Origin of the sequence: Streptomyces sp. NBC_01426, from assembly GCF_036231985.1 — a bacterium.
Taxonomy (GTDB): domain Bacteria; phylum Actinomycetota; class Actinomycetes; order Streptomycetales; family Streptomycetaceae; genus Streptomyces.
Genome location: NZ_CP109502.1, coordinates 580,622 through 607,105, shown reverse-complemented (window position 1 = coordinate 607,105; position 26,484 = coordinate 580,622). Strand labels below are relative to the sequence as shown.

The 26,484-nt window shown below is 69.5% G+C and carries 26 protein-coding genes; 7 read left to right on the top strand and 19 right to left on the bottom strand.

Annotated elements, in window-relative coordinates:
* The 14 genes from OG906_RS41435 to OG906_RS41370 form a co-directional block, all read right to left on the bottom strand.
* Nucleotides 1-795, bottom strand: coding sequence for a deazapurine DNA modification protein DpdA family protein (locus OG906_RS41435; RefSeq protein ID WP_329449057.1), 795 nt, complete (start codon nt 793-795; stop codon nt 1-3).
* A 74-nt stretch (nt 796-869) separates the two neighbouring features.
* The gene (locus OG906_RS41430; RefSeq protein WP_329449058.1) at nt 870-1,607 is read right to left on the bottom strand and encodes a hypothetical protein; all 738 of its coding nucleotides are present in this window, start codon (nt 1,605-1,607) and stop codon (nt 870-872) included.
* Nucleotides 1,608-1,891: 284 nt separating this feature from the next.
* Nucleotides 1,892-2,575, bottom strand: a complete 684-nt coding sequence (locus OG906_RS41425) for a hypothetical protein (RefSeq protein WP_212728548.1) — start codon at nt 2,573-2,575, stop codon at nt 1,892-1,894.
* Nucleotides 2,576-2,684: 109 nt separating this feature from the next.
* Nucleotides 2,685-3,293 carry a hypothetical protein gene (locus tag OG906_RS41420; protein ID WP_024127023.1) on the bottom strand — a complete coding sequence of 203 codons (609 nt, stop codon included), beginning with the start codon at nt 3,291-3,293 and terminating at the stop codon, nt 2,685-2,687.
* A 211-nt stretch (nt 3,294-3,504) separates the two neighbouring features.
* On the bottom strand, nt 3,505-4,857 hold the full coding sequence (locus OG906_RS41415; RefSeq protein WP_329449059.1) for a DUF4007 family protein: 1,353 nt from the start codon (nt 4,855-4,857) through the stop codon (nt 3,505-3,507).
* Between the two features lie 47 nt (nt 4,858-4,904).
* A complete protein-coding gene (locus OG906_RS41410; protein ID WP_329449060.1) occupies nt 4,905-5,921 on the bottom strand; it encodes an N-6 DNA methylase in 1,017 nt (338 codons plus the stop codon).
* Between the two features lie 146 nt (nt 5,922-6,067).
* On the bottom strand, nt 6,068-6,430 hold the full coding sequence (locus OG906_RS41405; RefSeq protein ID WP_024127019.1) for a hypothetical protein: 363 nt from the start codon (nt 6,428-6,430) through the stop codon (nt 6,068-6,070).
* Nucleotides 6,431-6,682: 252 nt separating this feature from the next.
* On the bottom strand, nt 6,683-7,021 hold the full coding sequence (locus OG906_RS41400) for a hypothetical protein (RefSeq protein WP_181411817.1): 339 nt from the start codon (nt 7,019-7,021) through the stop codon (nt 6,683-6,685).
* Nucleotides 7,022-7,143: 122 nt separating this feature from the next.
* Nucleotides 7,144-7,446 (bottom strand): hypothetical protein, encoded by a 303-nt coding sequence (locus OG906_RS41395; protein WP_024127017.1) that lies wholly within the window; start codon nt 7,444-7,446, stop codon nt 7,144-7,146.
* Nucleotides 7,447-7,523: 77 nt separating this feature from the next.
* Nucleotides 7,524-7,988, bottom strand: coding sequence for a hypothetical protein (locus OG906_RS41390; RefSeq protein WP_329449061.1), 465 nt, complete (start codon nt 7,986-7,988; stop codon nt 7,524-7,526).
* A gap of 527 nt (nt 7,989-8,515) precedes the next feature.
* Nucleotides 8,516-9,190: a GNAT family N-acetyltransferase gene (locus OG906_RS41385; protein ID WP_329449062.1), complete on the bottom strand. Its 675-nt coding sequence runs from the start codon at nt 9,188-9,190 to the stop codon at nt 8,516-8,518.
* 162 nt (nt 9,191-9,352) lie between these two features.
* Nucleotides 9,353-9,910, bottom strand: coding sequence for a hypothetical protein (locus OG906_RS41380; protein ID WP_024127013.1), 558 nt, complete (start codon nt 9,908-9,910; stop codon nt 9,353-9,355).
* A 130-nt stretch (nt 9,911-10,040) separates the two neighbouring features.
* Entirely contained in the window at nt 10,041-11,348 is a 1,308-nt protein-coding gene (locus OG906_RS41375) for an Eco57I restriction-modification methylase domain-containing protein (RefSeq protein WP_329449063.1), read from the bottom strand.
* A gap of 22 nt (nt 11,349-11,370) precedes the next feature.
* Nucleotides 11,371-12,303 (bottom strand): hypothetical protein, encoded by a 933-nt coding sequence (locus tag OG906_RS41370; RefSeq protein ID WP_329449064.1) that lies wholly within the window; start codon nt 12,301-12,303, stop codon nt 11,371-11,373.
* 15 nt (nt 12,304-12,318) lie between these two features.
* Between OG906_RS41370 and OG906_RS41365 the strand changes: the two genes are divergently transcribed.
* The 6 genes from OG906_RS41365 (at nt 12,319) to OG906_RS41340 (ending at nt 20,185) form a co-directional block, all read left to right on the top strand.
* Nucleotides 12,319-12,585, top strand: coding sequence for a hypothetical protein (locus tag OG906_RS41365; RefSeq protein WP_329449065.1), 267 nt, complete (start codon nt 12,319-12,321; stop codon nt 12,583-12,585).
* A gap of 190 nt (nt 12,586-12,775) precedes the next feature.
* The gene (locus OG906_RS41360) at nt 12,776-14,101 is read left to right on the top strand and encodes a hypothetical protein (protein ID WP_329449066.1); all 1,326 of its coding nucleotides are present in this window, start codon (nt 12,776-12,778) and stop codon (nt 14,099-14,101) included.
* Between the two features lie 20 nt (nt 14,102-14,121).
* Nucleotides 14,122-16,017 (top strand): hypothetical protein, encoded by a 1,896-nt coding sequence (locus OG906_RS41355; protein WP_329449067.1) that lies wholly within the window; start codon nt 14,122-14,124, stop codon nt 16,015-16,017.
* Nucleotides 16,014-18,164, top strand: coding sequence for a hypothetical protein (locus tag OG906_RS41350; protein ID WP_329449068.1), 2,151 nt, complete (start codon nt 16,014-16,016; stop codon nt 18,162-18,164). The genes OG906_RS41355 and OG906_RS41350 overlap by 4 nt, the downstream gene beginning before the upstream one ends.
* Nucleotides 18,158-18,652 (top strand): hypothetical protein, encoded by a 495-nt coding sequence (locus tag OG906_RS41345; protein WP_329449069.1) that lies wholly within the window; start codon nt 18,158-18,160, stop codon nt 18,650-18,652. The genes OG906_RS41350 and OG906_RS41345 overlap by 7 nt, the downstream gene beginning before the upstream one ends.
* Before the next feature lie 78 nt (nt 18,653-18,730).
* Complete coding sequence (locus OG906_RS41340) at nt 18,731-20,185, top strand: hypothetical protein (RefSeq protein ID WP_329449070.1); 1,455 nt, start codon at nt 18,731-18,733, stop codon at nt 20,183-20,185.
* A 31-nt stretch (nt 20,186-20,216) separates the two neighbouring features.
* Here the strand turns inward: OG906_RS41340 and OG906_RS41335 are convergent, their stop codons facing one another.
* From OG906_RS41335 to OG906_RS41315, 5 genes are all read right to left on the bottom strand, one after another.
* Nucleotides 20,217-20,444: a hypothetical protein gene (locus OG906_RS41335; RefSeq protein ID WP_329449071.1), complete on the bottom strand. Its 228-nt coding sequence runs from the start codon at nt 20,442-20,444 to the stop codon at nt 20,217-20,219.
* Between the two features lie 312 nt (nt 20,445-20,756).
* Entirely contained in the window at nt 20,757-21,284 is a 528-nt protein-coding gene (locus OG906_RS41330) for a hypothetical protein (protein ID WP_329449072.1), read from the bottom strand.
* A 508-nt stretch (nt 21,285-21,792) separates the two neighbouring features.
* Complete coding sequence (locus tag OG906_RS41325) at nt 21,793-22,221, bottom strand: hypothetical protein (protein WP_329449073.1); 429 nt, start codon at nt 22,219-22,221, stop codon at nt 21,793-21,795.
* A 131-nt stretch (nt 22,222-22,352) separates the two neighbouring features.
* Nucleotides 22,353-22,754, bottom strand: coding sequence for a WYL domain-containing protein (locus OG906_RS41320; protein ID WP_266976138.1), 402 nt, complete (start codon nt 22,752-22,754; stop codon nt 22,353-22,355).
* 1,153 nt (nt 22,755-23,907) lie between these two features.
* Nucleotides 23,908-25,077 carry a hypothetical protein gene (locus tag OG906_RS41315; protein ID WP_329449075.1) on the bottom strand — a complete coding sequence of 390 codons (1,170 nt, stop codon included), beginning with the start codon at nt 25,075-25,077 and terminating at the stop codon, nt 23,908-23,910.
* 246 nt (nt 25,078-25,323) lie between these two features.
* Here OG906_RS41315 and OG906_RS41310 point away from each other — a divergent pair, with 246 nt between their 5' ends.
* Entirely contained in the window at nt 25,324-26,343 is a 1,020-nt protein-coding gene (locus OG906_RS41310; protein ID WP_329449232.1) for a DNA polymerase Y family protein, read from the top strand.
* Nucleotides 26,344-26,484 lie beyond the last annotated feature (141 nt).

Sequence of the window (26,484 nt, the reverse complement as noted above, 5' to 3'; positions counted from 1 at the left end):
TCACGCCGCCTCCCGGACCGCGGCCAGGTGGCCCAGGAGGTCTTCGCGCCAGCGCAACGCGTAGGGAAGGCAGTTGGCCTCGCTCTTGTGCGTGCCGCAGGTCCGCTCGAACCTGCCGCCCTTCGACCACGCCATGCTGTCGGCGGAAGCCACGTGCCGCCACGAGACGTCGAGTCCGGTCTTCTTGTAGCCGAAGGCGTGCAACCTCAAGCCCATGGCGTGCAAGTCCTCCAGGATCCAGCTCGCCGTGAAGGTGCTGGGCCGCCGGCAGATGCTGCCCACGCCGACGAGGGGCTCCTTGGTCAGATCGACGCCGGCCGCCGCGAACTTTTCGACGCACCGCGCGTAGTGGGGACGAAGCCACCCCTGGACGACGGGGATGATCGGGAGCTCGGGGGCGAGCTCGCGCAACGTCAGGAAGTTCGCGACGGTGAGGTCCTGGTGCTGGTCGATCGTCAGGCCGGTCATGCGCAGCGCGTCGTCCTCGCACATGAGGTCTTGCTGACTGGCCCAGGACAGCCGGCCCACCTCATCCCTGTACCTGCGGATCTGCTGCACGTACTGCTGCGGGGTGGTGCGCCATTCGCCGAACTTGGTGATCTCCGTGAAGCCGCCGCTGTCGAGCGCCCACGAGTGGCCGGCGCGGGGAAGGGTTTTGACGCGGGCGAGCTGGCGGTTCGACACGAACATCGGCACGCGGCTCTCCTTGAGCCAGTGCGGGCGGTGGACGCCGAGCCAGAAGGTCGGCAACGGCGGTGCCGCCTGTGCGGGCTGTGCTGGAACGAGAACGGGCATGACCTCTCCGAACGTGAAGGCATCGGGTGGGGCGGTGCCGCCGCGCGGGACCTCCGCGCGGCGGCGGGCAGGGCTCACCAGCCGACGAGGCCCTTGTCCTGCGCGGCCGCGAGCTCCCGCAGACGCGCGTGGAGCCGGGTTGCGTCGCCAGGACCGCAGCCGTACCGCTCGAACACGGCCCGGGCCGCGACGGCGCGGGAGCCGGCGAAGGCAAGGTCGCCCTGCGCGACACGGAGCCGGGTCAGGGCCCGCGTGGCTGCGACGAGGCGTGCCGCGTCGATGACCGGTGCGAGGCCCGGGCCGTGGGCGGGGGTGTGCATGAGGGCGGTCACCTGCTCGCCGACTTCAGGGCACAGGTTCTTGGCAGACGTCAGCCAAGGGCGCCGGGCGCTGGTGAGGGCCGTGGACCAGCTCTGGCCGCGGTCGGTGCTGACCACGGCGCACTCGAACTGGAGGCTGACCCGGTACGTGAGCGACACGGCGGCCCGGACGTCCATGTGCTCCCCGTGAGCCACACCGCTCTGGGCAAGACCCGGCGTGAAGCGCACCTGCGCGGCCCGGCCGTGGATGGTGGTCTCCAGCTCGTAGTTCGCCTGAACCACGGCTTCGACGTCGAGCTCACCGGGGCCCGAGGATCCCGGGAGGGGGAGGGCTTGGCGGAGCAGGCCGGCGCGGAGCTGCTGGGCGAGAAGTTCCGAGAGGTCCTGGGCTGTACAGGTTCCGGTGGCGTGCGTGATCGAGCGGATCCCAGCGCGTGCCGCAGCGAGTAGCTGCTCCTCGGCGACGAGCGGGTCGAAATCGACTGAGGGCATGACGGAGCGCTCCATGAGACGAGGCGGGGAGAGGCGACGTACGACTGGCGGGTGCGTCGGGTGGCCGGCGGTGGGGGAGCGCGGCCGGGGCGCGGAGCGAAGGCGGCGGGTGGAGGGCCGGGGCGTGAAGGTGCCGGGCGCGCGGTGGTGGAGCTGCGCCAGGGCGCCAGGGGCGGGCGGCTGTCTCAGCGCACACCCGCGGGGCAGGGGCCGCAGCGAAAGCAGTGGGTGCCCGCCCGCCTGCGGCCGGTGACGGCGGAGTCAGGTGGAGTCGCGAGAGCCGGTCAGCGCTCGGCTGCGGGCAGCGGCGCCCGGTCGAGTTTGAAGAAGCACCGGCCGAGCTCCTGCGCGGACCACGTGAACGGGTGCCAGTCCTTCTCTCGGACGGTGACGGTGACGCCGGTCGGTGATTCCTCGACCGCTTCGACCCGCACGATCGGGAAGTGGCCGCTGGCGACGCCGTCGCGCATGAGGCGGTCCCCAGGCCCGACCGGAGCCTGGACCTCGCCGCCGGTGTACCGCGTGTAGGGCACCAGGACCTGGGGGATCCCTTCCGGCACGGCCAGCGCACGATCGGTCAGCATGTCGGCCAAGTGCTCTCTGATCAGCGCGTAGAGACGCTGGGACGGCGGGTCCTCCACCGTGAGTGCCACGAACGCCAGGCGCAGTGCCTCGTCGTCCAGGCCGGGCGGATATCCGCGGTTGTCGGCGCGGGCGAGGACGTCCTTGGCGTACCGGTGGGCCAGACGACCGCGGTGGAGGGACCCGGCGGCGGGCGGGCTCGCGGCGACGCACGCCGGACAGGAGAGCGGGGCGTCGGTGACGCGCGCCGGGTCCAAGTGCTCGTAGTGGTGGACGACCGAGTACCGGCCCGCGTCGCAGACCACGTCAATCAGAAAGCCGGTGTGGCTGTTGAGCAGACCCTCGTGAACGGCGCCGTCGTGGCCGATGAGGTTCTTGTGGTCCATGTCTTCTCCGCCGCCCCCGGGGGCGGCGTCCTCGCTTTCGGTGCGTCGGGTGGGTGGCTGGCGGCACGGGCGCGGTGCTCGCGGCCCCGCGCCTCACGTGCCGTCCGGCCTACTTGCTGAGGTAGAACTTCACCCCCCGGCACACGACCAGGATCGGCCCGGTCGCGTTGATGATCAGCTGGTACGCCTCCTGCTCGGAGACCGATCCCGCCTCCGTCACGGTCTCGTCGAACCGGGTCTGACCCTGGAGGTAGCGAATCAGCTCATATTTGGCCACCGGCCCGTCGAGCGGAATCGTCGCCCCCATCGGCGAGTGGGAGTCGCTCAGGCCCCGCCCGATCCATCCGGCCGAGAGCTGGAGCGGGGCCGGGAACGGGACGCGGTGCGCAAGGTGCCGGGCGACGGCTTCGTGGGCGCGCTGGTCCCACATTCCGTTCCAGACATCGCTCGCGTTCCTGGCCTCTTCGTCGTACGCCGCCAGGGCCCGGCGCATGTTCAGGTACTCGTTGTCCTCACGGAAGATCCGGGACCTGGACCAGTTGCCGGTCGTGTCGAAGCCGTCATCCATCGACTGCCCGTCGTGCTGGCGGCCGACCATCCAGTGCCCCGTGGACTCGTCTACGCCGAGCCACACACCCTCGAAGGAGCCGCGCCACTCGCGCCGTGCCTGGTCGACCACGGTCCAACCCTGGTGCTGCTCACCGGTCTTGATGCGCATGAGTGTCTCCTGATCTCGTCGGTAGGGAAGGGCTGGGACGCTCAAGCCGAGGGGGCGAGCACCACCAACTGAGATCAGAATACACAGTGAAATATGAATAAGCAACATTGAGTCGCGTCGTGTGCCCGCGGGCATCACGGTGCCATCGCGGCGTCGGCTCGGATCCCGGCGGCGAAGGCGGAAGCCGTCAGGACCCGGACCGAGCAGCGAGTTACCCCCACGCGCGGCCGGCATCAGGCTGCAGGGCGGGATAGGCGGTGGCCAGGACCTCCTCGGCGAGGAGAGCGGGCCCGCGCGAGTAGGCGAGGGTCTCCTGCCCGTCGCCGGACTGCACAACGGCCAGATCCGCATGGCGGCCGGCGACCCTGTGCACGGCCCGGCGGAGGTCTTCGTTGCCGGTGAGCAAAAGCCTGCCCGGCCCGAGGGGATCGGAGGCGAGACGGGCGAGGCTGATGGAGCCGGGCGCGGGACCTGCGGTGCGGGCGGCGAAGTCCAGGCTCGCGTACGCCTGGACGACGTCGGGGCAGCGGCGGCCGGCGGTGCGGCGGACGGCCACGCCGTGGCTTCGGCCGGCAGCTCCACCAGCGGGAGGTTCGGGGTCGAGCAGGTGCAGGGTGCGGAAGGGGTTGGCGAGTTCGTCCTCGACACCCGTTGCGTCGCGGTCCCGGAGCGCGTACATGCTGACCAGGCAGGCAATGTCCGCGGCGACTACCGATCGGGCCGGGCTCTTGTGGCCGGCGGCTTCGGCGGCCGCCACAAGGCGTCCCTGCAGTTCTGCGCGGCTGTACCGGCTGATCGGGGAGTACCCGAAGAGGTAGCGCCAGCTGGGCACATGGCACCGTTCGGCGCTCACCAGCCACCAATGAAGCACCCACAGGCTGGTGTCGAGCTCAAGGAAGGGGTCTGCTCCGGCTTCCTCGTCCAAGAGCCAGTGGGCCCGGTCGGTGGGCACCAAGTCCCGGCCGTGCCGGGCGGCCAGTCCGAAGGCCTGGGACCAGAAGGACATGGCCGGGACCATGCTCTTGCCGACTCCGAGCACGACGGTCGCGTCGGGGCGGCGCAGGGCGGCGTGATCCTGGAGCAGGGCGAGGTAGACCTTGCGGAGCCACCCGTCGCGGGGTGGGTAGCCGCGGTGCCGGCCGAAGGCGGGCAGGCAGCCGGTCATGGGGGTGTGGTTCGGCACGGTGATCCCTTGGTGAGACTCAGTCGAGTGAGAGGGGGCTGCGGTCGGAGAGGGTGAGCCGGGCGACGAGACGCGCGAGGGGCTGCGCCCAGTCGGCCGGTGGGCCGGTGGGCCGGGGACGAGGAAGTCCTCGCTCCAGGTGGTGCCGTCGCCGACGAGCGGTCGGCTGGTCACCTGGACGTGCCGCAGGCGGGCTTGGGCGGGGGCGAGTTCGAGCTCGTAGGCCCGGGTTTCGGTGTCGATGTACCAGGTCAGACAGCCCTCGGCGTCAGGGCATCCACAGGCCAGCATGTACACGCGGGTCCGGCTGGGGATGGGCAGGACGGCGCGCAGCGCCTGAGTCACGGCCTGGCCCTCCGTGTGGTCGTGAACGTGCGCCACGTTTCCTCCTTTCGGCCCGGCCCACGGAAGTGGGCCGGGCCATGCGGCTACCTGCTGGCCGTGAGGGCGTCCAGCAGCTGCTTGGTGGTGCGGGTGGCGATCGCGAAGCGGACCATCTTCATGACGTCATCGCGGTGGCGGGCCACGTCGCGCGCCTGGGCGAGGGTGTCCTCGGCCAGGTCGGGCTGGGCGAGGACGTCTCCGCAGCCGACGACCGCCCGGGGGCCCAGTTCCCATACGAGGGCATTGACGGCGGCTCCGGCGGCGGCGAGGGGGTCGAGTTCGAGCATGACCCAGCCGCGGTCGGCTGGGTCCTCGCCGTCGCGGCGCAGTTCCTGCGCGGCGGAGCGGAAGAGCCCTCCGGTCCCGGCGGTCGGCTCGAGAGCCCACTCGCCGCGTTGGTGGGGCCGCTTTTCTGAACTGCCGTCGTTGGCCAGCATCGCGGTGATCAGGGCGCTGACATCGGGCGGGGTGTGGTACTCGCCGAGGCTGCGCCGGGAGTGGTGGTGGCGCAGGCTTGTGATGACCCAGGAGAGCAGGTCGATCCGGGACCTACCGGCGGGGTCGGTGTCTCCGGTGTGCTGGAGGACCCCGTGGCGCACTGCGGCGCGGGTCACGGCCCGCACGCCCGCGAGGTGCGTGTCGTGGAGGTCCTCTCTTGTCCAGTCGAACAGGGGGCGGGCGGTGGTCCACAGGTCGGGGCGAAGGCGCCAGTAGTAGTTGGCGCTCTCGGCCAGGCCACGGACCAGGACGCGCGGGGGTTGTGCGGCGATGTACGCGGCGATCGTGTCGGCGGCCTCGGCGCCCGGGGACTTCTGGGGCCACAGTGCGAGGGCGGCGACGACCCCTGCGGGGATGTCCAGCCGGCTGCCGCCGGCGGCGTACCAGGCGTCGGCGACCGCCTCGCCGAGGACGGAACCGGGGCTTCGGCTGACGGTGATCGGGGGGCAGTCGGTCGTGCCGGCATGCCGGGCACAGCTTGGATCGGTGCAGTTCTGGGCCTTGTGGGTGTGTGCCTGGTCAACGGCCTCGATCACGAGGGCGGCGGTGGTGTCAGTGGACATGAGGGTTCCAGGACGTAGGTGGGTCTGCTGGTCGGGAACAGGAGGGCAGGGCCAGGGCCGCGGGCGAGAACGCACCGTCCGCGGCCCCCCGGGCCTGCACGTTGTGGTGACGGGTGGTGCCGTACGAGCGGCCACCCCCGGCACATTCAGAGGACTCCGCGGCGGGACAGGTCCGGCTCGCACAGGGAGCACGTCCCGCACGGCGCGTGGTCGGTGCATCCCGGCTCCGGGAGGGCATGGGCCGCGGCGTCCTCGCGATGGATGAACTTGGGCCACTCGCGTTCGTACAGGAACTCGCCGGCCCACTCTCGGGACTGGAATCCGGGGATGCGCGAGGCGTCGTTGGTCGCATCGGGCTGGGCGACCCACGTGGTCGTGCCGTCCGAGAGGGTGTGTTCCCACACGTACCCGTGCACGGTGGGGCTGGCCTTGTTCACCACGAGGAACCCGCGGGTGTAGTTGTTGTGGGCGGGCTGGAAGTCGATGTGCTGGGCGAGGCCGGGCAGCATGATCACGCCTCCGAAGGGTGAGTGCGGGTGGTGTTGGGGGTGCGGAGTCTGAGGGAGCCCAGCCCTCTCGGTGGCCTGCACGCGCCCCGACTTGGGGCGCGAGGCTCATTCCTGTGGGAACCGAGGGCGGTCCGGTGCTTGCTCGTGTGCCGGGCGGCGTACTGCACGCACGGAGGCGTGGACCTACGCAACTCAGGGGCGAGGCATGCGGCTTGCGCGGGGCCGGATGCCGGACTTAGAGCCTCGCTACCGTCACCGAGTCGCGTCGGCGGAGTTCTTGACCACTCGGCCGCGCGGGGTGAGGGTCCACACCTCGTCGGGTGCTTCGCCCCGTTTCGGTGCGACCTGGGTGGCGGAGCGCCTCCACACGAGCAGATACGCACTGGGGTCTGCGTCGGGGAAGTCTTCGGCCGGACTGTCGGCGAGGGACGTGCCGTATTTGACGCCGTCGTAATAGGTCGGGCCGTGGTGGTGGGCCACGCGGCGCTTAAGTGCCCGCTCGGGAACTTCCTGGTTCGGGGCGAACTCCATCGCGGTCAGATCGGCCGGCTTCTTCCGGCGCGACGGTATGAACGTGAAGTACACAGTCATCGGCGTGAGTTCCCCGGGTCGTTGAGAGCGGGCTGAGGTGATGTTGGGCTGTGCCCCACCGCGCCGCCGTGGGTGGCGGCAACGCGGAGAGGCGTTGCCGGTCGGGTCGGGCTGCTCGGCTTTCAGGCGTTCCGCAGAGCGCTCGGCGCGGCGGCGTACTTCACGCACGCGGGCATGGAGTCCCGCAGATCGGGGCCGCGCAGCCCGCGGCTTCCGCGGGGCAGAAGACCGCACTTGAGGCGCTCCCGGCCGTCGTGGAGCTGCTTGAACACCTTGTTGGCGCACCCTCCGCAGACGGCGGAGGGGTTGTCGAGATCGCTGCCCAGAAGCGGAACCCGGGTCGCGGGGTGCTCGCCGCGGTCGAGGTGCATGCGTATCGAGCCGCGGCCGGACCGAGCCGGGGCGGGGATCAGGGGCGTGGTCATGATGGAGGTCCTTCCGGGCGGGATGTCTGTCGGGGCGGCGGCACCGAGGGCATCGGTGCCGCCGGGGGCTTGTGGTGCTACTTGGCCTTGCGCTGGTCGACTCGGTGGGCCTGTGATGCCGCTCGCATGACCTCGTCGAAGTCGAAGCCGAGGTCATGGGTGTAGGCGCGCAGATCGTTGAGCAGCACGTACAGCGCCTTCGAGCAGGTGGGGTAGGCGTCGTCTGCCATGTGCACGCGGAGGGCAGCAGCGGCGTCGCTCGCGTGCACGTAGTTGTCGAAGAGGTGGTCTTCGGCGGCCGAGTCGTCGGTGTTGGTGATCGGCCCGACGGACGGGGCGAGGTTCGGCATGGCGGCCAGTGGCCGTTCGTCGAGGCGCGCCCTGGCGTCGCCGTCGAGGCAGCGCTCGAAGTCGGCCCGCATGTGGCTGGCCAGGTGCATCAGGTCGGTGGTGACGTCCACAAGGGTCAGCCAGATGTCGTTGCTGCTCTGGCGGTAGGCGAGAAGGGCGGCGGCGACCTCATGGGCGACGGCAACGGGCATGGCAGGGCTCCTGAACGGCAACGGGGTGGACGCGGCGTGGACTTGAGGACCCGCCAGCGATGTGATCAATCTACACAACGAAAAAGCAATACGCAACGTCAAGGGGTTGATGAAGGCGGGTCCGGTCAGTCAGCCGTCCCCGCCTTCCACCTAGTTCGAGCGCTCAGCGCAACCCGTGGCGGCGCGGAGCTGCTCTACTCGTTCCCGCCGGCATCCCTGCGCGCTCGCAGTTCTCCAGGCGGCTGCCGACGGGGCATCGTGCCGACGAAGACCAACAGCGCCCCCAGCGCCACTCCGGCTGTAATGATCGCGCCCACAACGCTGCCGGGCTCCAGTACCCACACACTGACCAGGGCGACGGCTGCACTCGGCGCGCCCCATCGGAGCGCCCAACGGCGCCATGGGCTCGGGCTCTTCCCGTCGACAACCGGCATCAGTTCCTCCTTCGTTCTGGATGCCGGCCGACACCTGCACCCGTGCGTGAATTGTGCGGCCCGGGAGTGCGGACAGCCCGGGCCGTGATCGGGTCAGGCACAAAACTGCTCCCCGTCGAAGTACGCCCCACGGGCCATGCGGGTGTTGGGAAGGACGCCCGAGACGACCGGGGAGGGAAGGCCCGGGACGTCGACGAAGGTCGTGTATCGGTCCAGGAGCCGGGCGGCCACCCGGGTGTCGCCCCAACGGTGCCCGACCGCGTTCAGGGGGCCGAGGGCCACGTTCAGGTCGTTCATGATCGAGAAGCCGAGACCCTGGTAGTAGCTTTCCAGCTTCGGGAAGCAGTTAAGGGTCAGCAGCCCGTAGTCGGCGCGTGTGAAGCGGCGTACGGAATGCCGGATGAGTTCGGCCCCGATGCCTCGCCCGCGCTGATCGGGGTCCACGGCAACGGCGGTGATGATCGCGATTCGTTCCGCCAGAAGGTGCGCCAGCGGCACGTCGATGCCGGGATGGTCGAAGAGCCACAGCGGAGCGCCTCCCAGGAGGACGCCGAGCGTCTCGCCTTCATCGCTTTCGGCCACGACCATTAGGGCCCGGAAGTGGGAAAGGGGCCCTTCCTGCGGCAGGGACAGGTTCGGCCGGACCTCCTCGAACGCGTTGGGGTCGTCGGGATTCACGTCGGCGAGGAGGCGCATGACGGCGTCGGCGTCGGTGGGCGCCGCGTCCCGGAAGGTGATGCCGGGCAGGCGCGTGCGAGTGGTACCCATGGAGGCTCCTGGCGGTGATGCGAGGCGCAGTACGTCGCCTCTGGTTGTGGGCCGCCGGAGGGGTCCTCAACGGCGGGCTCGGTCACGCTGGACCGGGGCGGGGCCGGGCCGACCGGAGCGGGCGAGCTGCCCGGACGGCCCGGAGTGCTGTGCGGAGGGGCCTCAGTAGATGTGGCGGCCGTCAGGAACGGTCTGTCCGATCAGGCGCCAGGGCGGGCCGTCATTGAGAACGCCCATCGGGCACCGATCCGGCCGATGCGTCGACAGGTCGGCCTCGATGGCCGTGTACCAGTGCTGCGTGAGCGGGCATCGCGTTCCGCGTGCGCATCCCGGCCGCTCCGCGACGAACACGTGGTACACGTCCGGAGAGGTGGGGAGGGACCGACGGAACGATTCGGCGATGCGCTTGCCGTAGGCCGCCTGACTCTCGCCCTGGTAGCGGCGCCAGACCTCCTTGCCATAGACAAACTGGGTCTGGCCGTCGCGGTCGAGCCGCCAGCGCAATGAGGAGCCGTAGCGCGGGCTGTCGGGGGACGACTCGTCTGCGCCCGCGGGCACCGCTCCGGTCATGTCGAGAACGGTCTGGCCGGTCCCGGCGAACGCCTGGGGCACGGCCAGCGCCCAATAGGTGGTGGCGCTCTCCTGCCACTGGTACGGCCTCCGCCGCTCGTGCTGTGTTCCCGCCTTGCGGCGCTTTATGAGCGGCTTGTTCCGCTTCATCTGTATCAGTCCCCGGATGCACTGGGACGGCGCGAAGCCTAGAGCTGCGCTCGTCAAGTGGGTTGGTGTGGTGGGGCGTTGGCCCGATCCGAGAGAAACAATACACATTGAAATGCGAATACGCAACGATCTAAGGAGTGTCCCCACCACGCCGTGCGAGCTCCGCCCCCGCTTGGAATCGGTCCCAGGCCAGCCGGCTGTCGACCGCGTCCTCGATCGCGCTCCAGACCAACCCCCGTGCGGGGTCCTCCGGAACGTGGGGCTCTCCACGGTTGCCCCGGATCACCGTGACCGTGTCGCCGACCGGCGGCCGGGCCCGGTGGACGAGGATGCAGGTGGGGGTTCCGTGGCCCGGGATGTAGGCCCCGGATGTGTCGATGATCCAGCGCGCGTCGAAGCGGGGCAGGAACTCGGTGACGTACCGCCTGCCGAACTCTCGCTTCATGAACGAGTTCGCGGTCAGCTGCGCCACGAAGCCGCCCGGGACGGCCAGGTGCTCGAGCATCAGCGCGGTGAAGGGCAGGGCCAGTGAGTATTTGCCAGCCGCCACCTGCGGGTACGCGGCGCGGACCTGGTCGCGGACGGTGGGGTCCTTCGGGGTGATGTACGGCGGGTTGGCCACGCACGCGTGGTAGGCGCCAGCGGCCAGCAGGGGCTCGGTGCGGTCCAGCAGGGAGTCGGCGGCGGCCACGTTGACGGGCCACGACGCCGGGACGCGGTCCAGGCTCACGCCGAGGACGTGCGCCGAGCTCGCCAGGAGCCGGTAGGCGGTCAGCGCGGCGGCGTACGCGTCGAGGTCCACACCCGACACCGCGGCGAGCGCCCGCTCGACGGCCCGCGGCCCGTGCCCGACCGGAGCGGGCCGGCGGCCGCGGATCGGCGGGACGCGGACCATGTGGAACGCGGCGACGGCGATGTGCCCGGTCCCGCAGGCAGGGTCGATCATCCGGGCATCGGCTGGCCCCCACTCCTCCATCGCCGGCTCCAGTGACAGGCGCAGCAGGAGACGGGCGACCCAGGGCGGCGTCTGGCACAGGGCGCGCCCCTTGCGGGCCTCCTCGGACAGCAGTTGGTAGGTGTCGCCGAGCGCGTAGCCGTCCACGCGGTGCTCACCTTCCAGAGCGGGGTGCCGGTCCCAGAACTCCTCGATGGCAGCCCAGGCGGCCGCGCCGAGCGGCTGCTCCCACAGCGGCAGTACGGCCGGATCGACGAGCGGGATGAGCGCGGGGTGGCAGTTGGCGAGGCTCTCCAGGGACTTCAGCAGGCCGCCCGGGCCCGGAGGGCGGTCGTCGGCCGGGGCCAGGACGTGGTCGTGGGCGTGCCGGGCGAGGGCCGCGGCGTGGATCCACAGGGCGGCCGTGCGCCGGTCGCCGGTGTCGCGCGTGACCGTGGCGGTGAGCTTGTCGTAGGCGCCCGGTGGCAGGGTGCGGGTGGTCATCTTTCCTCGCAGGGGTCGGGTGCTACTGGCTGTCGGTCATCGCGGCCCAGACCTCGGCGAAGGCAGGGCGGGCCTTGTCCTGCACGCCGGCGGGGGCGGTCACGTAGAAGTCCTCGGCCGTCCCGTACGTCTTGGAGTCCGGGCGGACGCGGGTGCGCACGCGGGCGATGCCGGCGCCGTGGGCGTCCGTGGAGTGCTCGACCGGGCGGTTCAGCGCCGTGGCCGCGGTGGTCAGGAAGGTGCCGGCTTCGGTGCGGCTGCCGGTGCGGACGGTTTTCACCGACCGGTAGACGGTGCCCTTGATGCCGTTGTCGCGGCATTCGGGCTTGGCGCATCGGTCGCCGTGATCGGTCTTGCACTCGGGCCGTCGGCCGGCGGTGTAGACGCGCTGCACCCGGTAGACCGCCCAGGGCTCCTCGTCGAGCCGGGCGTTGAACTGGCCGAGCGCCTCGGTGTTCTGGTCGTGAGTGACCCGCCGGAACAGGGTGTCGTCCTTGTAGAGGGAGCTGTTGTCGTTCAGGGCCATCGACAGGTACTCCAGGCGCAGCACGCGCGCCGCGAGGTCGGGGTACTTCCGCAGCCGCTTCAGGTGGTCCGGCTGCGGCGAGCACACCCCAGAGAACGGGCAAACAGAACAATATGACTTGGACATGTCGATCCCGAGGCGGTCCTTGACGTAGCCCTGCACGTCCTTGCGGCCCCAACCGAGCCGGAGCAGCGGGTAGTCCAGAGCGAAGGTCTGGCGGCCGGCCCTTTCGTTGCGCTCGGCCTGGGCTTTGTTGGCCTTGACCGCGCGCCTGCGCTCGTCGGCGTTGTAGCCGAACAGCTTGCCGACCGTCTGGCCGCCGGCCTCCCGCAGTTGAAGATCATCAATGGCGAAGGCCTTGAACTTCTGCGCGCACTTGTGCCCGCCCGCGTACTGCGGAACGGTGCCGTTGGCCTCCAGCTCGTCCATGAGGGTCCACTGGCCGTGGTCGAAGACCTTGCCGGGATTCGTGGTGTCGGAGAGGACCTGGACGCCGGCGGACTCCAGGTGGCCGGCGCGCGCGACCTGCGTGTACCGGATGCCCTTCTCCCGCAGCAGCGGCAGGACGTGGTTCTCGACGTCGGAGATCGTGTCGGGAAACTCCTACGTTCTCTAGCGAGATCTGTGTTGTTGCAGATCTGTGTTGCTGGATCCGGGTACAGGAAGTGTCACCCGTTCGGGTGGACGATGGTTGTTGCGGTCCCGGCATGACGTGCGGCTATGCAGGATCCGTGACGTGAGATGGAAGGTCTACTTTCATGGGGAGCAGGTGGATCTTTCCCGCGCGTACGACGATCCGGTCGTGTTGCAACATCGGGATGTCCTGTTGCGGGCCGCGGCAGCGCCGCGGAGGGCGGGACAGCCCTTCCTGCTCGATCCCCTGGGGGCGTCAGATCTTCGGGTGGACAGATGGTTCGACAGCGATGAGGTCCGCGACCTGGGCCGGCTGACCTGGCGGAAGTACGCGTACAGCCTCGTGGTGTGGCTGAGCTTCTTGTGGGCGTACGGGCGGCCGTGGGATGACGTCGAGCCGACCGCGGTGGAGGCCTTCAAGACCTGGCGGATGCTGGACGGGCGTAACACGCGCCTGGTGGAGTCGGGTACCTACAGCGACAACATCATCAACATCCGGCTGTTCTACGTGTGGGCGGCGAAGGAGTTCCAGATCCCCAATCCGATCCGGACTCGCCCGGGTCGGGGCAAGCGCCGGGATGGCACGCAGTCGGAGAAGGTTGTGACCGACCCGAAGGCGACGCGGGACCGGGATGTGAAGTGGTTCGACCCGGCGGGCTACGAGCGCTATCGGGACTGCGGGCTGCTCGGGCTGACGCTGGAGGGCGACGAGGATCCGGGCTGGCGGGGCCGCAACGGACAGCGCAACGCCGCCTTCGCGGACTGCCTCTACAACTCGGGGCTGCGGCTGGAGGAGGGCGGTTCGCTACTGCTGGTCGAACTCCCGCCGGACGACCCCAGCCGCGGCTTCTACACCTGCCACCTGGCCGAGAAGGTCGCGAAGGGCAACGTCGCGCGCAAGTACTGGATGTCGCGCAAGGGCCTGGTGCCGGTGCTGAACTACTGCGAGGGCGAGCGGGCGACCGCGGTGCGACGGGCCCGGGCCGCTGGACGGTATGAGCGCATGGCCGGCACCCGGGTGCTGACGCGGATGCTGCCCGGGCGGCGGGCGAGGCTGGTCGGGCAGGACGCGCTGGTGGAGGAGGTGCCGCTCGACTCGCTGACGCCGGAGGCTCGTCGGCTGTTGCTGCGTGAGACGCCGCAGGGGCTGGAACCGGTGGCGCTGTGGCTGAACGAGGACGGGATGCCGCGGGACCCTCACGGATGGCAGCACGTCTTCACCCAGGCCAACAAGCGGTTGAAGGACGACCTGGGGGTGGAGGGTTTCGCCGGGGCCGCCCACATGCTCCGCCACAGCTTCGCGCTGCGCTGGTTCTCGGTGGGCCGGCTGCTGTTCGACAAGAAGTTTGCGCACCTGGACGGGGAGGAACTGCGCGACCTGCGCTACGAGTTCGGCAGCACCTGGGACCTGGTGCGGCTGCTGCTCGGGCACGCGGATCAGCGCACGACCAAGGAGACGTACTTGGAGCCCTTCGAGGCTCTGGAGCTTGAGTTGCTGCTGATGCATGCCGACAACAGCGGCATCTCGGACCTGATGGCGGCAGTCTATGGTGCCGACCGGCGGGTGCTGGGCGATCCGCTGGCGGGATGGTGAGTCCGGGGCGTCCGGCGGAGATGCCGGAGGCGGGCTACACCCCGCCGCAGCGCCTGTTCCTGGAGGACGGCCAGTGCCGGGTGCGGTTCTTCTCCGAGCAGGACCCCGATGAAGTGGTCGACTACGACTTCGCGACGCTCCTGGTGGCCCGTCCGCTGCAGGAGGCGTTTGCCCGTGCCTTCGACGCCCATGTGGGGGCGGCGGGGACGGTGAAGACGTCCGGCGCTGCGGGCAACGCTTTCAGGCAGCTGAGCTATTTCATCGACGTCCTGCTCCTCGACGAGGAACGGCCGCAGGTCCCGCAGGATCTGGCGCCGCGGCACCTGAAAGCGTTCTTGCTGAGCAAGGGGGATGCGCCCACCGCCGCGATGGCGGTGGGGCTGCTGCGGTCGCTGCTGGCGAACATGGACGGGCTGACGCCGCAGTTCGCCGCCCAGTGCGCGCAGTGGGTGCCGGACCGCCGGGAGAAGATCACCTCGCGGGGCAGCTACAGCCAGGCCGAGGAGAAGGTGATCCTGGACGCCGCGCGGAACGTAGTGCGGGCGGCCGCGAAGCGCATCAGGGAGTCCCGTGAGTTGCTGGAGCGGTGGCGCGAGGGCGGCATCTCCGCGGAGAAGGAGCCGGTGCTCTACGAGTACGGCTCGATCCTCGACATGGTCGAGACGACCGGGGAGCTGCCGCGCAACAAGTGGGGCACCAGTCTGGCGCCGTGGATCGTCCCGCACGGCACCGTGACCGACCTGACCACCCGGCTGCACCTGAGCCTGGCCGAGACCTGCGCGCTGGTGATTCTGCTGGTGAGGCTGACCGGGGAGAACGGCTCGACGATCATCAAGGCGCCGGCGGCCTTCCACCGCCCTGACGGTGGGGCCGGCCCACTGGCCACGGTCCAGGTCGACCTGAGCAAACCGCGGCGGGGTCCGCGGCGCTACATGACGGCCACGCTGAGCGACCTGCCGCCGTGGGCCGCGGCACCGGAGGAGGAGGGCGAGCTGTCGGCCCGCGACGAGCTGCACACGCCATTCGGCCTCTACATGCTCGCGCTGGAACTGACCGCGTCGTCGCGGCGGATCAAGGGCAGCGACCGGCTGCTGGTCTACTGGGTCCCCAAGGCCGGGAAGGGCCCACAGGCCAAGCGGGCCGAGGTCGTCAAACGCCGCAATGAGTGCGGGCGGGGTTTCCGCGACCAGCTGTCGGACTCGGCGGTCGGATTCTGGGGCACCGGTTTGAACCTGGTCGCCGACGAGCCGGACGAGGACGGCAATCCGCAGCGGCTGATCGTGGGTGTCGGACGGATGCGGGTCACCCACGCGGCACGGGAACAGAAACCGGTGGCCCAGACCCGGGAGACGCTGGCGAACATCTACCTGCGGCGGGACAAGTCGAGCCTGCGTGAGTACCAGAAACTGGTCGCCGACGTGCTGGAGAAGGAAGTCACCAAGGCCCGCACCGCGGGCCGCATCACGCGGCTGAGCAAGGCCGATGTCGCCGAGGCCATACGCGACCCGGAGACGGTCGCCAAACGGTTCGGAGTGAGCACGGAGATGATGCGGCTGCTGGTCGCGCGAGATGCCGACACGGTGCTCGCAGCCTGCGCGGACAACGAGAACAGCCCGCACAGCCCGCCCGGCGAACCTTGCCGGGCCTCGTTCCTGAAGTGTCTGGAATGCCCGTGCGCCCGCGCGATGCCCCATCATCTGCCGCTTCAGGTGGCGGCCCGGGACATGATCGACGAACGGCGCACGCACATGACAGCCCTGCGCTGGGCCGAGCGGTTCGTATTGCCCTTCGAGGAGCTGGAAGACCTGATCCGGCTGGCGGGCAAACCCGCCGAGGACCGGGCCCGCAGGGCGGTCGGCGAGGAAGAGCGAGAACTGGTGCGGCGGCTGCTGGATGGGGAGCTGGACGAACGATGAGTACCGTTGACGCTGCCCCAGAGCCGAAAGAGATCTTCGTGCCCGGCCCCGGCACGGTGGTGCTGCAGAACCGACAGTTGAGGGAGGGCACGGACCTCTCGAAGTTGTCCGTGGTGGGCGACATGCGCTGGAACCTGCGGCCGGCGATCCTTGAGGATCACATGGCCTCGGTCAGCATCAACTTCGCCCTGGTGCCCGAGCAGTTCCGCGACATCGCCAAGATCTACATCTGGATGGAGCTGAACTGCGACGAGGGCCTGACGATCCTTCGCCGGGCGAACATCAACGGCAAGCTCGCCGTTTACACGATGGTCTCCCAGCTCCTCAACCTGCGCGGCCTGTTGGACTGGATGGACCTCTATGGGTTCACCTCGATCGCGGAGGTGACACCGGAGGACCTGGAGGACTACCTCGATGCGGTGCGGGACGCGGAGCTCACCCACGGCAACCGCTCGGATCTGTTGCAGGCCGTTCGCCGGTTGTGGGCCTTCCGCGAGCTGCTGCCGTCCGAGGGGCGGTTGCCCGAGATGCCGCCCTGGGGCGGGAAGGAGTCCAGGATTCTGCTGGGCAAGTCCCAGCGTGACCGGGAGAACGCCACCGCCCGCATCCAGGAGACGACGATGGCGATGGCGGTGTTGTGGGCGGCGCGGTTCGTCGAGGACTTCGCCGACGACATCATCGCGGCCATGGAGGAGTTCCGGCCGCTGTTCGGTCTGAAGCCGGGCCGCTACAGTCCAGGTCCCCACCGCCGGGTCCGCGTCCCGGGCAAGGCAGGGGCGACGCCGGAGGTCGCTCGCTTGATCAGGTCGTTCCGCGCGAGTGGCCGTGACCTGCCCGGCAGGCAGTGCGAGGACGGCACCTGGGAGCCGGACTGGCCCTTCCTCGCCAAGCTCCTGGACCTCTCGCCTACCGCGATGCAGAAGAACCGGTCATACAGGAACATGTTCCTTACCTCCGGCCTCCCCATCGCCCACGGCACCTTCCTGACGGCCCGCCCGAAGGGCCTGCTGGACGGCGAACCCTGGATGCAGAACATCGCCTACGACGACGTCAAGCAGCTGGTGCGGACGCTGTCGACCGCGTGCTTCCTGCTGGTGGCCTATCTGACCGGCTGCCGCCCCGGGGAGGCGGTCAGCCTGCGCCGCGGCTGCCTGCGCCGGGACAAGGTGACGAAGCTGTGGGAGGTCCACGGCCGGAAGTGGAAGAACGCCCGCGACGAAAACGGCGCCAAGATCCCCGAGGGGCAGTTCCGCGACGAGCCATGGATCGCCCCGGATCTCGTCGCCACGGCGATCGGCGTCCAAGAACGCCTCCACGACGCAGAGGTTCTGTTTCCCGTCTGGCTGGTGGCGGACGAGCGCGACCAGCACGAGGGCGGAGGGGCCCGCACCCTCTCCTCGATCAACAACGACCTGAACCGCTTCATCGCCTGGGTGAACGCCTTCTGCGGCCGGCACGGCCGCAGCGACGTGATCCCCGTCGATCCGAAGAGCCTGACGAGCTCACGCCTGCGGCGCACGCTGGCCTGGTTCATCTGCCGCCGCCCACGCGGCATGGTCGCTGCGGCGATCCAGTACGGGCACCTGCGAGTCCAGATCACCCAGGGCTATGCCGGCACCTACGCCTCGGGCTTCCCCGACGACCTCGCGTTCGAGCGGTGGCTGACCCGCCTGGAGGACCTGCAGGACGCCGACCGGCGGCTGAAGGCCGGCGAACACGTCAGCGGTCCGGCCGCGGGCGCTTACCGGTCGCGGGTCAGCGGAGGGGCGAGGAAGTTCGCTGGACGGGTCCTGCGGACCGGGGCGGAGGCGAGACATGTGATGGCGAACGCATCGCTGCAGATCTACCCCGGCAAGGGAATGACCTGCGTCTTCGCTGCCCCGACGGCACGCTGCGAGCTGGAGCCGTCCCTTGACGACGCACGGGTCACCCCGGACACCGAGGGCTGTCACCCAGCCTGCGGCAACATCTGCCGCACCGAGGAGAACATCGACGAACTGCGGGCCGAGGCCGCCGTCCTGCGGACGAAGGTCGCGGATGAGGTGAGCCCGCCGATCCGGTGGGAACGCGAACGCCGCCGCCTGGCCCACCTGGACCGGCTCATCAACGAGCACGAGCGCGGACGCCCGGGAGCGGATACGTGGTGAAGGCCGAGCACGATCCGCCGCAGGAGTTGTGCCTCAAGCTGCGGGCGGCCGCCGACCGGCTGCTGGCCGGCACCCCGCTGCACTCCTCGGGCAAGCTCACCATCCTCGACCTCGCCGAGGAAGCCCAGGTCAAGCGATGGCTGCTGACGCACAAGTATCCGACCACGCTCATGGCCAAGTACCAGGCGGAGTTCAAGGCCGCCCGGCACAAGAGCGAGCCGGTCAAGAAGGTCGAGGCCGAGATCGACAAGCTCCGCGAGGACTTGACCAGGGTCCGCAAGGAGAAGCGGCAGCTAGCGGACCTGCTGGCCACCTACGCGGTCATGATCGAGCAGTTGGCCCGGGAACGGGCCGAGGCGATCACCGAGCGCGATCAAGCCCTGGCCGCCCGGGACGCCGCGCTGGGCGTCACCGCCCTGAACCCGCCACCACAGCGGACGGCCTCGGCCGGACGGGTTCACCGCCCGCTCCCGCGGGGGCGACGATGACCGCAGCCGTCGGCGGATGACGCTGACCGCGCGAAAATACGCTATTCGCCCGTGAGGGGGTGGCTTACCCTCGCGGGCATGAGCATGAGCAGCGGCCAGCTGGAGCCCCGACCGGCCAGTGGCGAGATCACCCCGAACCAGCACGAGACGGCACTGGTGGGGTTGCAGTCCTTCGAGACCCTGATCCTGGACATCCTCGCAAAGTCCGGACTGCCGACATCAGGCATCCTGGTCGGCGTCGAGCAGCGGCACGTATTGATGGAGAGCACGAGTTTCGCCCTCATGCGCTTGCCCGTCGACCAGCGGGGGCAGGCCAGCTACATCTCGAAGATGATCATCGCAGGGTCCGTCGGCCTCTTCGACGCAGCTCTGAACTATCTCTGGGACGAGACCGTCCTTGAGCTCCGTAAGCGCGTCGTCAACTTCGACCTGCAGTACTTCTACGAGGTCGCCGAGAAGAGCGACAACAAGCGCAAGGACCTCAAGGACGAGGACGACCTCCCCAAGCTCGACGATCAGAAGCTCCTCGGAGGCTGCCGCGAGATCGGCCTCATCAGCGACATCGGATTCCAGGAGCTCGACCTCATCCGCTACATGCGGAACTGGGCGAGCGCAGCACACCCCAACCAGGTCGAGCTGGACGGCCTCCAACTGGCCAACTGGCTGTCGACCTGCATCAGGCACGTCATCACCCTGCCTTACGACCACATCACCGCCCAGGTCCAAAAGCTCTTGGTGAAGGTCAAGGAGAAGCGCCTGGACGACCAGGCGATCAGGGAGATCACCGCGTTCTTCGTGAATCTGCCGCCTGTCCAGGCCGACCCGCTCGCCTCCGGGCTCTTCGGCCGCTACACCGACCTGACGACCGGTCCGGAGACCCTGGACAACATCCGCCGCCTCTGGCCGGAGCTCTGGCAAAAGGTCTCCGACGAGACGCGCTACAACTTCGGATTCCGCCTGGGACGCTTCCGTGCCAATGGCGACCAGGACCAGGCAGTCCTCGCCCGCCAACTCATCGACCTTGTCGCGGGCGCGACCTACCTGCCGTCTGAGGAACGGGCCTGGGAACTCGACGGGGCCCTGAACGACCTGATCGACGCCCACAACGGTTGGAGCAACTTCTACACCGAGCCGCCGATCGCACGTCGTCTGCAGGAACTCGTCGGGCAGCACGGCGACATCCCGGAGGGCCTCACTCGAAAATATGTTCTAGGGCTTGTTGAGGTGTTCCTTACCAACGGCAACGGCATCGCCCACAACGCTGACTCGATCTACCGCGACTTGATCACGCGATTCAATCCGCAGCAGGCGTCAGTCGCACTGCGGTCGTTCACGGACAGTGCGATCGCCAGCAAACTGCAGCAGAAGCGTCCCCAGGAGCAGTGGACCGAGCTTCTCGGGCTGATCGAAAGCAAGCTGACCGCTCGCAATGATCGGGAGCTTCTGGAGGCCATCCGTGCCTTTCCGTCGAAGCCCAATCTGCTGGCGAGGGACCCTGGGATCAAGGTCCAGCTGAAGCACTTCAGCGGCTGACGGACCCAAAATCACAACACGCGCAGACCGGCTAGAGAACGTCGCCCGTGACCGCGTGCACGATCACGAGGTCCGACAGGTCCGGCTCCAGGCCGTGGGCCGCCGGGTTGTTGAGGAACATCAGGATCTCGGCCGTCGAATCCGCTCCCAGGCCCCACGTGAGGACCGTCTTGCGCTTGCGGGCAGAGAGGGCGGGCGGGAGGGTGCCGGATGCGCGTGGCGGGGCGGGTGTTCCCGCCCGGTGTGCGGAAGGAAGCAACGCGGTCTCCTTGGAATGGTGTTGTGCGGTGGAGCGGCCGCCACGGGCGCGGGAGCCCGGGGCGCCCGGCCCGGTACGCCTCATCAGCCTAGCGGGGCGCGTGGATGCTCGTCGGCGGGCGGCCGCGCTCCAGGCAGATGCGGCGCCGGCTCGGATGACCCGGGCACGCAGGGCGTTGCTCCCGGGCGGTGACAGAGCAGGGGTACTGCGGCGGGCGGGGTGTCCCGCGCCGCTCGCGCGCGGGCGCGGGACAGCCGTGGTTGCGAAGGCGCCGTGCGGGGCCGGCGTGCGCCTGCCCCGCATGGCATCCGATCAGCCCTTGAGCCATCCCATGCTGTGCGGGATGTGCCGCTCGACAGGCCGGGTGGCGCTCATTCGATCCAGGGCGTAAGTGGTGCCGCCGACGAAGCAGGGTTCGTCGTCCCACATCACGGCGGCGCTGTCTCGGTTGCGGATCACGATCGTGCCGCGTTGGCCGGAGCGGGACCCTGATGTGGCCCAGAATTCGGTACCGCCGTCGAAGGCCTCGTACGGCGCCCGGCCCATGTCTCGGACTTCAGCCCACAGGTCGTCGAACGCGGAGTGCTGGTGTTCGCCGGCCTGGATGTGGTCGCGAATCTGCTCGGCGACGGAACGCTCGGCGATGCCGTCGACGGCGAGGCGCATGTTGCGACTGGCGCACCAGCCACCGAACTCGACCGAGTAGCGGGGAAACTTCACCTCCCACGCGTCCGCAACCGGCTCTGCGCAGGTGAAACGTACGTATCCGAGATTGGCGGCCGGATCCAGGGGGTTCTCCCACCAGAACTCGTTGGGCTTCATGCGGAACACGCGGGACATGGGACTCCCTTTGGGTGTGGTTTCGGTGTGCGGCTGCCACTGCCGCGCCGGGGCTCAACCCGCCCTCACGAGACAACTATACTCGTCATTCATCACTTTGTAAATGATCGCGCTTCTGATGCACCGTCAGGTCTGTCGGTTTGGGCGGCGCCCACCCGACGCCGGAAACCCCACCGGCCCACGCTCCTCGACGGCGCCCGGGGCAGAGCAGGAGAACCCGGACGCTGCGTTCGAGCCGGCCTCCAGCACCGGCCGCCAGTCCCAGCGGTGGCAGGGCGGGCCACCAGCGAACGATCGGCGTACGACGCGCGACGCGGGCCCGGGCCCACCGACCCGTAAGGGCGCATCGCGCCGGCTCTGCCCTAGGCGAGCGCGCCTCCGTCCACCCGTCGCCCCATCGGGTCCGGGCGCGGCCGGGGTGATGCGGTGAACCCGACTCCCGGGCGGTCGGGCTCACCGAGCGTCGCCCGGTAGGCCGATACCAGGCGACGCCTTGAGGGCGGTTCGACTAGATGAGCGCCAGTTGCTCGGCCGCTTCGAAGGTCGCGTAGTGGTCGGGCTCGATCTCCACGAGGGAGTCCGGGATCTCGCCCGTGAAGCGGAACTTGGGTGTCGGGCGGAGGTCCGCCGCCCATGCGGATGTGTGCGACACGAATGTTCCACGCTCGGCTCGCCGAACGATGGCGCGCGCACGAACCGCTGCCTGCTCCTCAATCCACCGCTTGCCGATTCTCTTTGAGGCCGCCTCAGCATCGACCGCCGCAGCCCGGTAGACGGCGAGGTTCGCCGTACGCAACTCCGCGATCTTCGCCTTGACGGCCTTCGCGTGAGCGGATTCGAGCTGCGTCACAGTACGAACGCGGCCCGCCACATCCGTACGCACCACGTGGTCAACGCCGGCGACGCGAACCGTCGTCTCACGGAATTGATGTGCCATGGCTTCTCCCTGGAAAGTGCTGATCAGTTCGAGTGCCCGGCGGGTTCGGTCCCGCGCGGTCGCGGATCGGTCCCCCGGACAGAGGACTCGGCGGCGCCGGGCCCGCCCCCTGAGGGGGCGGGCCCGGCCACCTAAGCGGCGAGCTTCAGCTTGGGCGCCGAGTAGTAGTCGCGCTCCAGTTCCAGGTCGATCAGCCGGTCAGCGCTGGAGACGAAGTGCGCGACGGGGAACGCCTCCCCCACTTTCTCCTCCGGGACGGCGAGCACGAAGCGGATGCGGTGAACGGTGTACGCCTTGATCTGCTCCAGGGTGAAGGTGCGCATCTCGCCCCGGGTGCGGCACATCGCGCGGACGATGATGCCGCCCTTACTGGTGGTGAGGATGTTGTGGATCTCGATGGTGCGCACCGACTCGTCACCCTTGCTGTCGACGTAGGTAATGGTCGTGGCGCGCTGGCTGTCCATGGCACGGATCAGGTCGGTCAGGGTGCGGGTGGAGGTCTGACCGGCGGTGATCTTCATGGAGTTCGACACGGGTTTCTCCCTGGAGCGTGTGTGTTCGGTGGGGTGCGGGCCGGGTGCCACTCCCGACCAACAAGACAACTATACCTCGCACTCATCACTTCGCGGAAGTCGGAACGGCCTTTTTCTCGCCTCGATTTCACATTCACCCGTCCGGCCGTCCGCGCCGCGACATGCGGCGGCGACGCACCACTCCCGCTTGACTGAGTGATTAGTGATGGGTATAGTTGTTTCAGTTGGTCGGCGGTGGCAGCCGGTCAGCGACCGCGAACGCACGCACCACGACAAATCCACAGCGAGGAGCCCCCGAGATGGCCCGTACCTACCACGACCGCCCCGCGCACGTCGTAGCAGTCGGGGCAGGAGAGTCCGAGCGAGGCGATCATTCAGCCTCGGATCGCGATGGTCGTCCCGCAGTTCCCGCAGTGGTCGACGTCGGGGGTGGGACAGGTTGCCGGGAGCTGCGCGGAGGTCCTGACGCTGAGCAAGGCGGGGAGGTCCGTAGTCCAGCTGTGTCGCTGGAGCTCGGCGCGGGCGTCCTTCAGGAGGTAGAACCGGCCGGGGGCGTCCTCGTATTCGCCGGCCTAGCCCGTTGCTGAGGGGCAGCGCCCGTCCCACAATGGCATACGGGTCGCCGCCGGCCCGGAGCCGCGCACGCCTTTGTCGTACGGGGTCTGCACGTCCACGGCCGAGACGATGCCGAACTCTTCGACCACCCGCGCGCGGTCGCGCTGGCGGCCACCTTTGCCGCGGCTGCTGCCATCGCGGCCTTCCGTTCGTCGGCCTGGGCCTTCCGCTGCGCTGCTGGAGCCTTGCACTTGGCCTCGGCCTACCGCTCCCCCGGGTGCTGGCGGCGCGTTCTGCCGACTGCGGCCAGGACGGCCCTCGCAGCCATGGGCAAGCCTCCTGAGCTGGTGCTTTACAGCCTGGGCAAGCCTCTCCACCTCCTGGGCAAGCCTTGGGCGCCCGGCCTGGGCAAGCCTCTCCACCTCTTGGGCAAGCCGGTCAGTTCCAGGCGTCGTCGATAACACGGTCCCGGCGCCCGGCCAGAAGCTCCGGGGCAGGGGTCTGCTGTGACCGTGCACTGCAGATGGCCCGGGTGGACAACTTCGATGCTCAACCGCAGGGGGAGCGTCATGGGTGCAGGGTGCGGTGGCGGGCAAGGTCACAGCAACGCAGCGACGCCCTCCCGGTTCGCGGGCAGCCCGGCCGCGCGGAACCACAACGCGCTCCCGGCGAGGCAGCCCGCCGCCTCGTCGATGTCCACGAAGGCCCGCAACAGGCTGCGTTGGGCGGGGGTGAGCGGGTGGGTCGGGTCGTATCCACCCGCAAAGGCTCTGAGCAGGATCGGTCCGCGTTCGTGGTCGGTGACCGACGTGCCACCGGCGGTCACCATGGCGATCGCCACTGGCGCCACCTCCTCGAAGCTTTCGGCCAAGGTCAGCGCGGCGCGCAGCACGGTGAACCGGAACCACCCGTCCAGCCCGGGCAGTGGCTCGGGGAACCAGCCGTCCGTCGTTCGAGGGTCCCTCAGGGCGTCGAGGAGGGCGGCGAGGGCGCGTGGCCGATCGGTATGGGTGGGTCCGAGCGCGGCGCAGACCCGCACAGCTGGGTCGGAGTCGGCGAGCAGGTCGGAGGTGTCCATCCCCCACACGCTGAGCGCTCGCGCCACACTCGCTCGCTCCCGTCTCCCCTCCGTTAGGCCCAGCCGTGTCCGCAGCAGCGCGGCGGCCTGCGGCACCCGGTCTGTGAGTTCTGGTGCGAAGAGGAGTGGCGTTGCGGCGCCGAGCGCGGCCTCACGGACATGGGGATCGGGAGAGGAGAGGAACGGCTCGACGGCGTCATACAGGGTGGGGCGTATGGCCCGGCACGCGTGCAGTGCGGCGCGCTCGTCCGGGTCGTGCTCGCGTCGGGTCTCGTCGTGCCAGGGCTCCCATTGCCAGTCGGTTCGGTCGCGCACCGGATCCTCCCCATAGGCAGCAGATTCGGCAACCTGCCCCAGCCAGACGAGCAGGGCGGCCCGCAAGCTGCGTGGCGGTCCGTCGTCCCACGGGAAGTGCCCCTCGTGCTCGGCGAGACCCATGGGGTGGTCGAGGATCGCGGCGACGAACAGCGCCGCGGGCGCGGTGACGGTGTACAGCGAGCCTTGGTGCAGCACGCCCATGTCCAACGCGGCCAACGCCTCGGACCGAATCTCGGGATCTTCATCGACGAGGGAGCACAGAGAGACTGGTATGTCCTCGCCGGAGCCGTAGGCGTGCTGGAGAGACTCCCAGTCCGTTCTCAACAGCAGTTCTCGGGCTGCTGCCGGCAACCCGCTCAGGATCCGCGTCATGCGGGCACTCTCGCTATCCGTCATGCACGCACCCTGCCGGCACCCACCGACAACACCCCCTTCTCGGACGAGGGACGAACACGCGGGCGCCACCGTCCCGGCCATACGGCGCTCAGCACGACAACCCCAATGCTCATTGGACGGAACCAGTGCTCAGGCACATCCGCAGGCCCCCTCATCTCGCGGTCCGCTCCGGCGTGCCTGTTCGAATAAGTTTTCGATACGGTGGGTGTAGGAGGTGTCGCCGTGGACGACGAGCAGAGGGGCCCGGTGGGTGCCGGCTCCGCGATCCTGCATCTGCGCTGCCCCGTGGACGTGGACCCGGTGATCTACGGGCTGCTCCACGGCCTGGTGACGGACGTGACTCCGGTGGTGCAGACGGTCCCACCCTCGGTCCTGGTGGCGGACGTGTCAGGAAGCATCCGGTTCTTCGACCGGGACCCGGCCGAGCTTGGACTGATGATCCGGGCCCGAGCGATGGCGCTGTACGGGCTGCCGGTGGCGATCGGCGTCGGCCCAACATGGTCGGTGGCCGCGATGGCCTCCCGGGACGCCGCGCGCAGCGGCTTGATCGCCGTCGGCCCCGCTCCGGAGCAGGTGGCCGCGTTCCTGCACCACCGGCCGGTCGGGGAGCTGTACGGCATCGGCCGCGCCCAGGAACAGCGCCTGGTCCAGTTTGGGGTGCACACGATCGGCCTGCTGGCGCAGCTCCCGGAGGCGACCGTGCAGCGGGTGCTCGGCGGGCGGGCCGGCCGGCAACTGCGCGAGGTGGCCCGCGGCATCGACCGCCGGGCAGTGGTGCCGACGGAGCTACCGCACAGCACGGCCGCGCATCATCGGTTCCCCCTCGACACCCTGTCCCCCGAGACGGTCCGCGCCGCGCTGCTCTCGCTGGCGGTCGAGCTCGGCGACCGGCTGCGGACCCGCAAGCAGGCGACCAGGACGATCACGATGACCATCACCCTGGCCAACCGATCCCAGGTCCACCGCAGCCGCCAGCTGCCCGGGGGACCGAGCGCGCACACCGAGGACCTCCGCGACACCGCCTACGAGATGTACCGGGCGCTGGGCTTCCAGCGGGCCCGGATACGCGGCATCGCGCTGCGCTGCGAGCAGCTGGTCGACGCGGCCACCGTCGCCGAGCAGCTGTCCTTCGACCAGGGCCGCGATCGGCGGCTGCGGGCGGAGAAGGCCATCGACCTGCTCAACACCCGCTTCGGTTACGGCACGGTGGGACCGGCGGCCAGCTACCGGCAGGCCGGCTGACGCACTCGCTGGCGGGTGCCAGGAGGTCCGTGCAGGACCCGCACCGAGCGGACGGTCAGCACTGAAGCCGTCGAGTCCCTTCCGCGTCGCGGCATCCACCGGCCGGAGCGGGTGCGTGCTGCCGTCTTCAGCAGGGCCCAG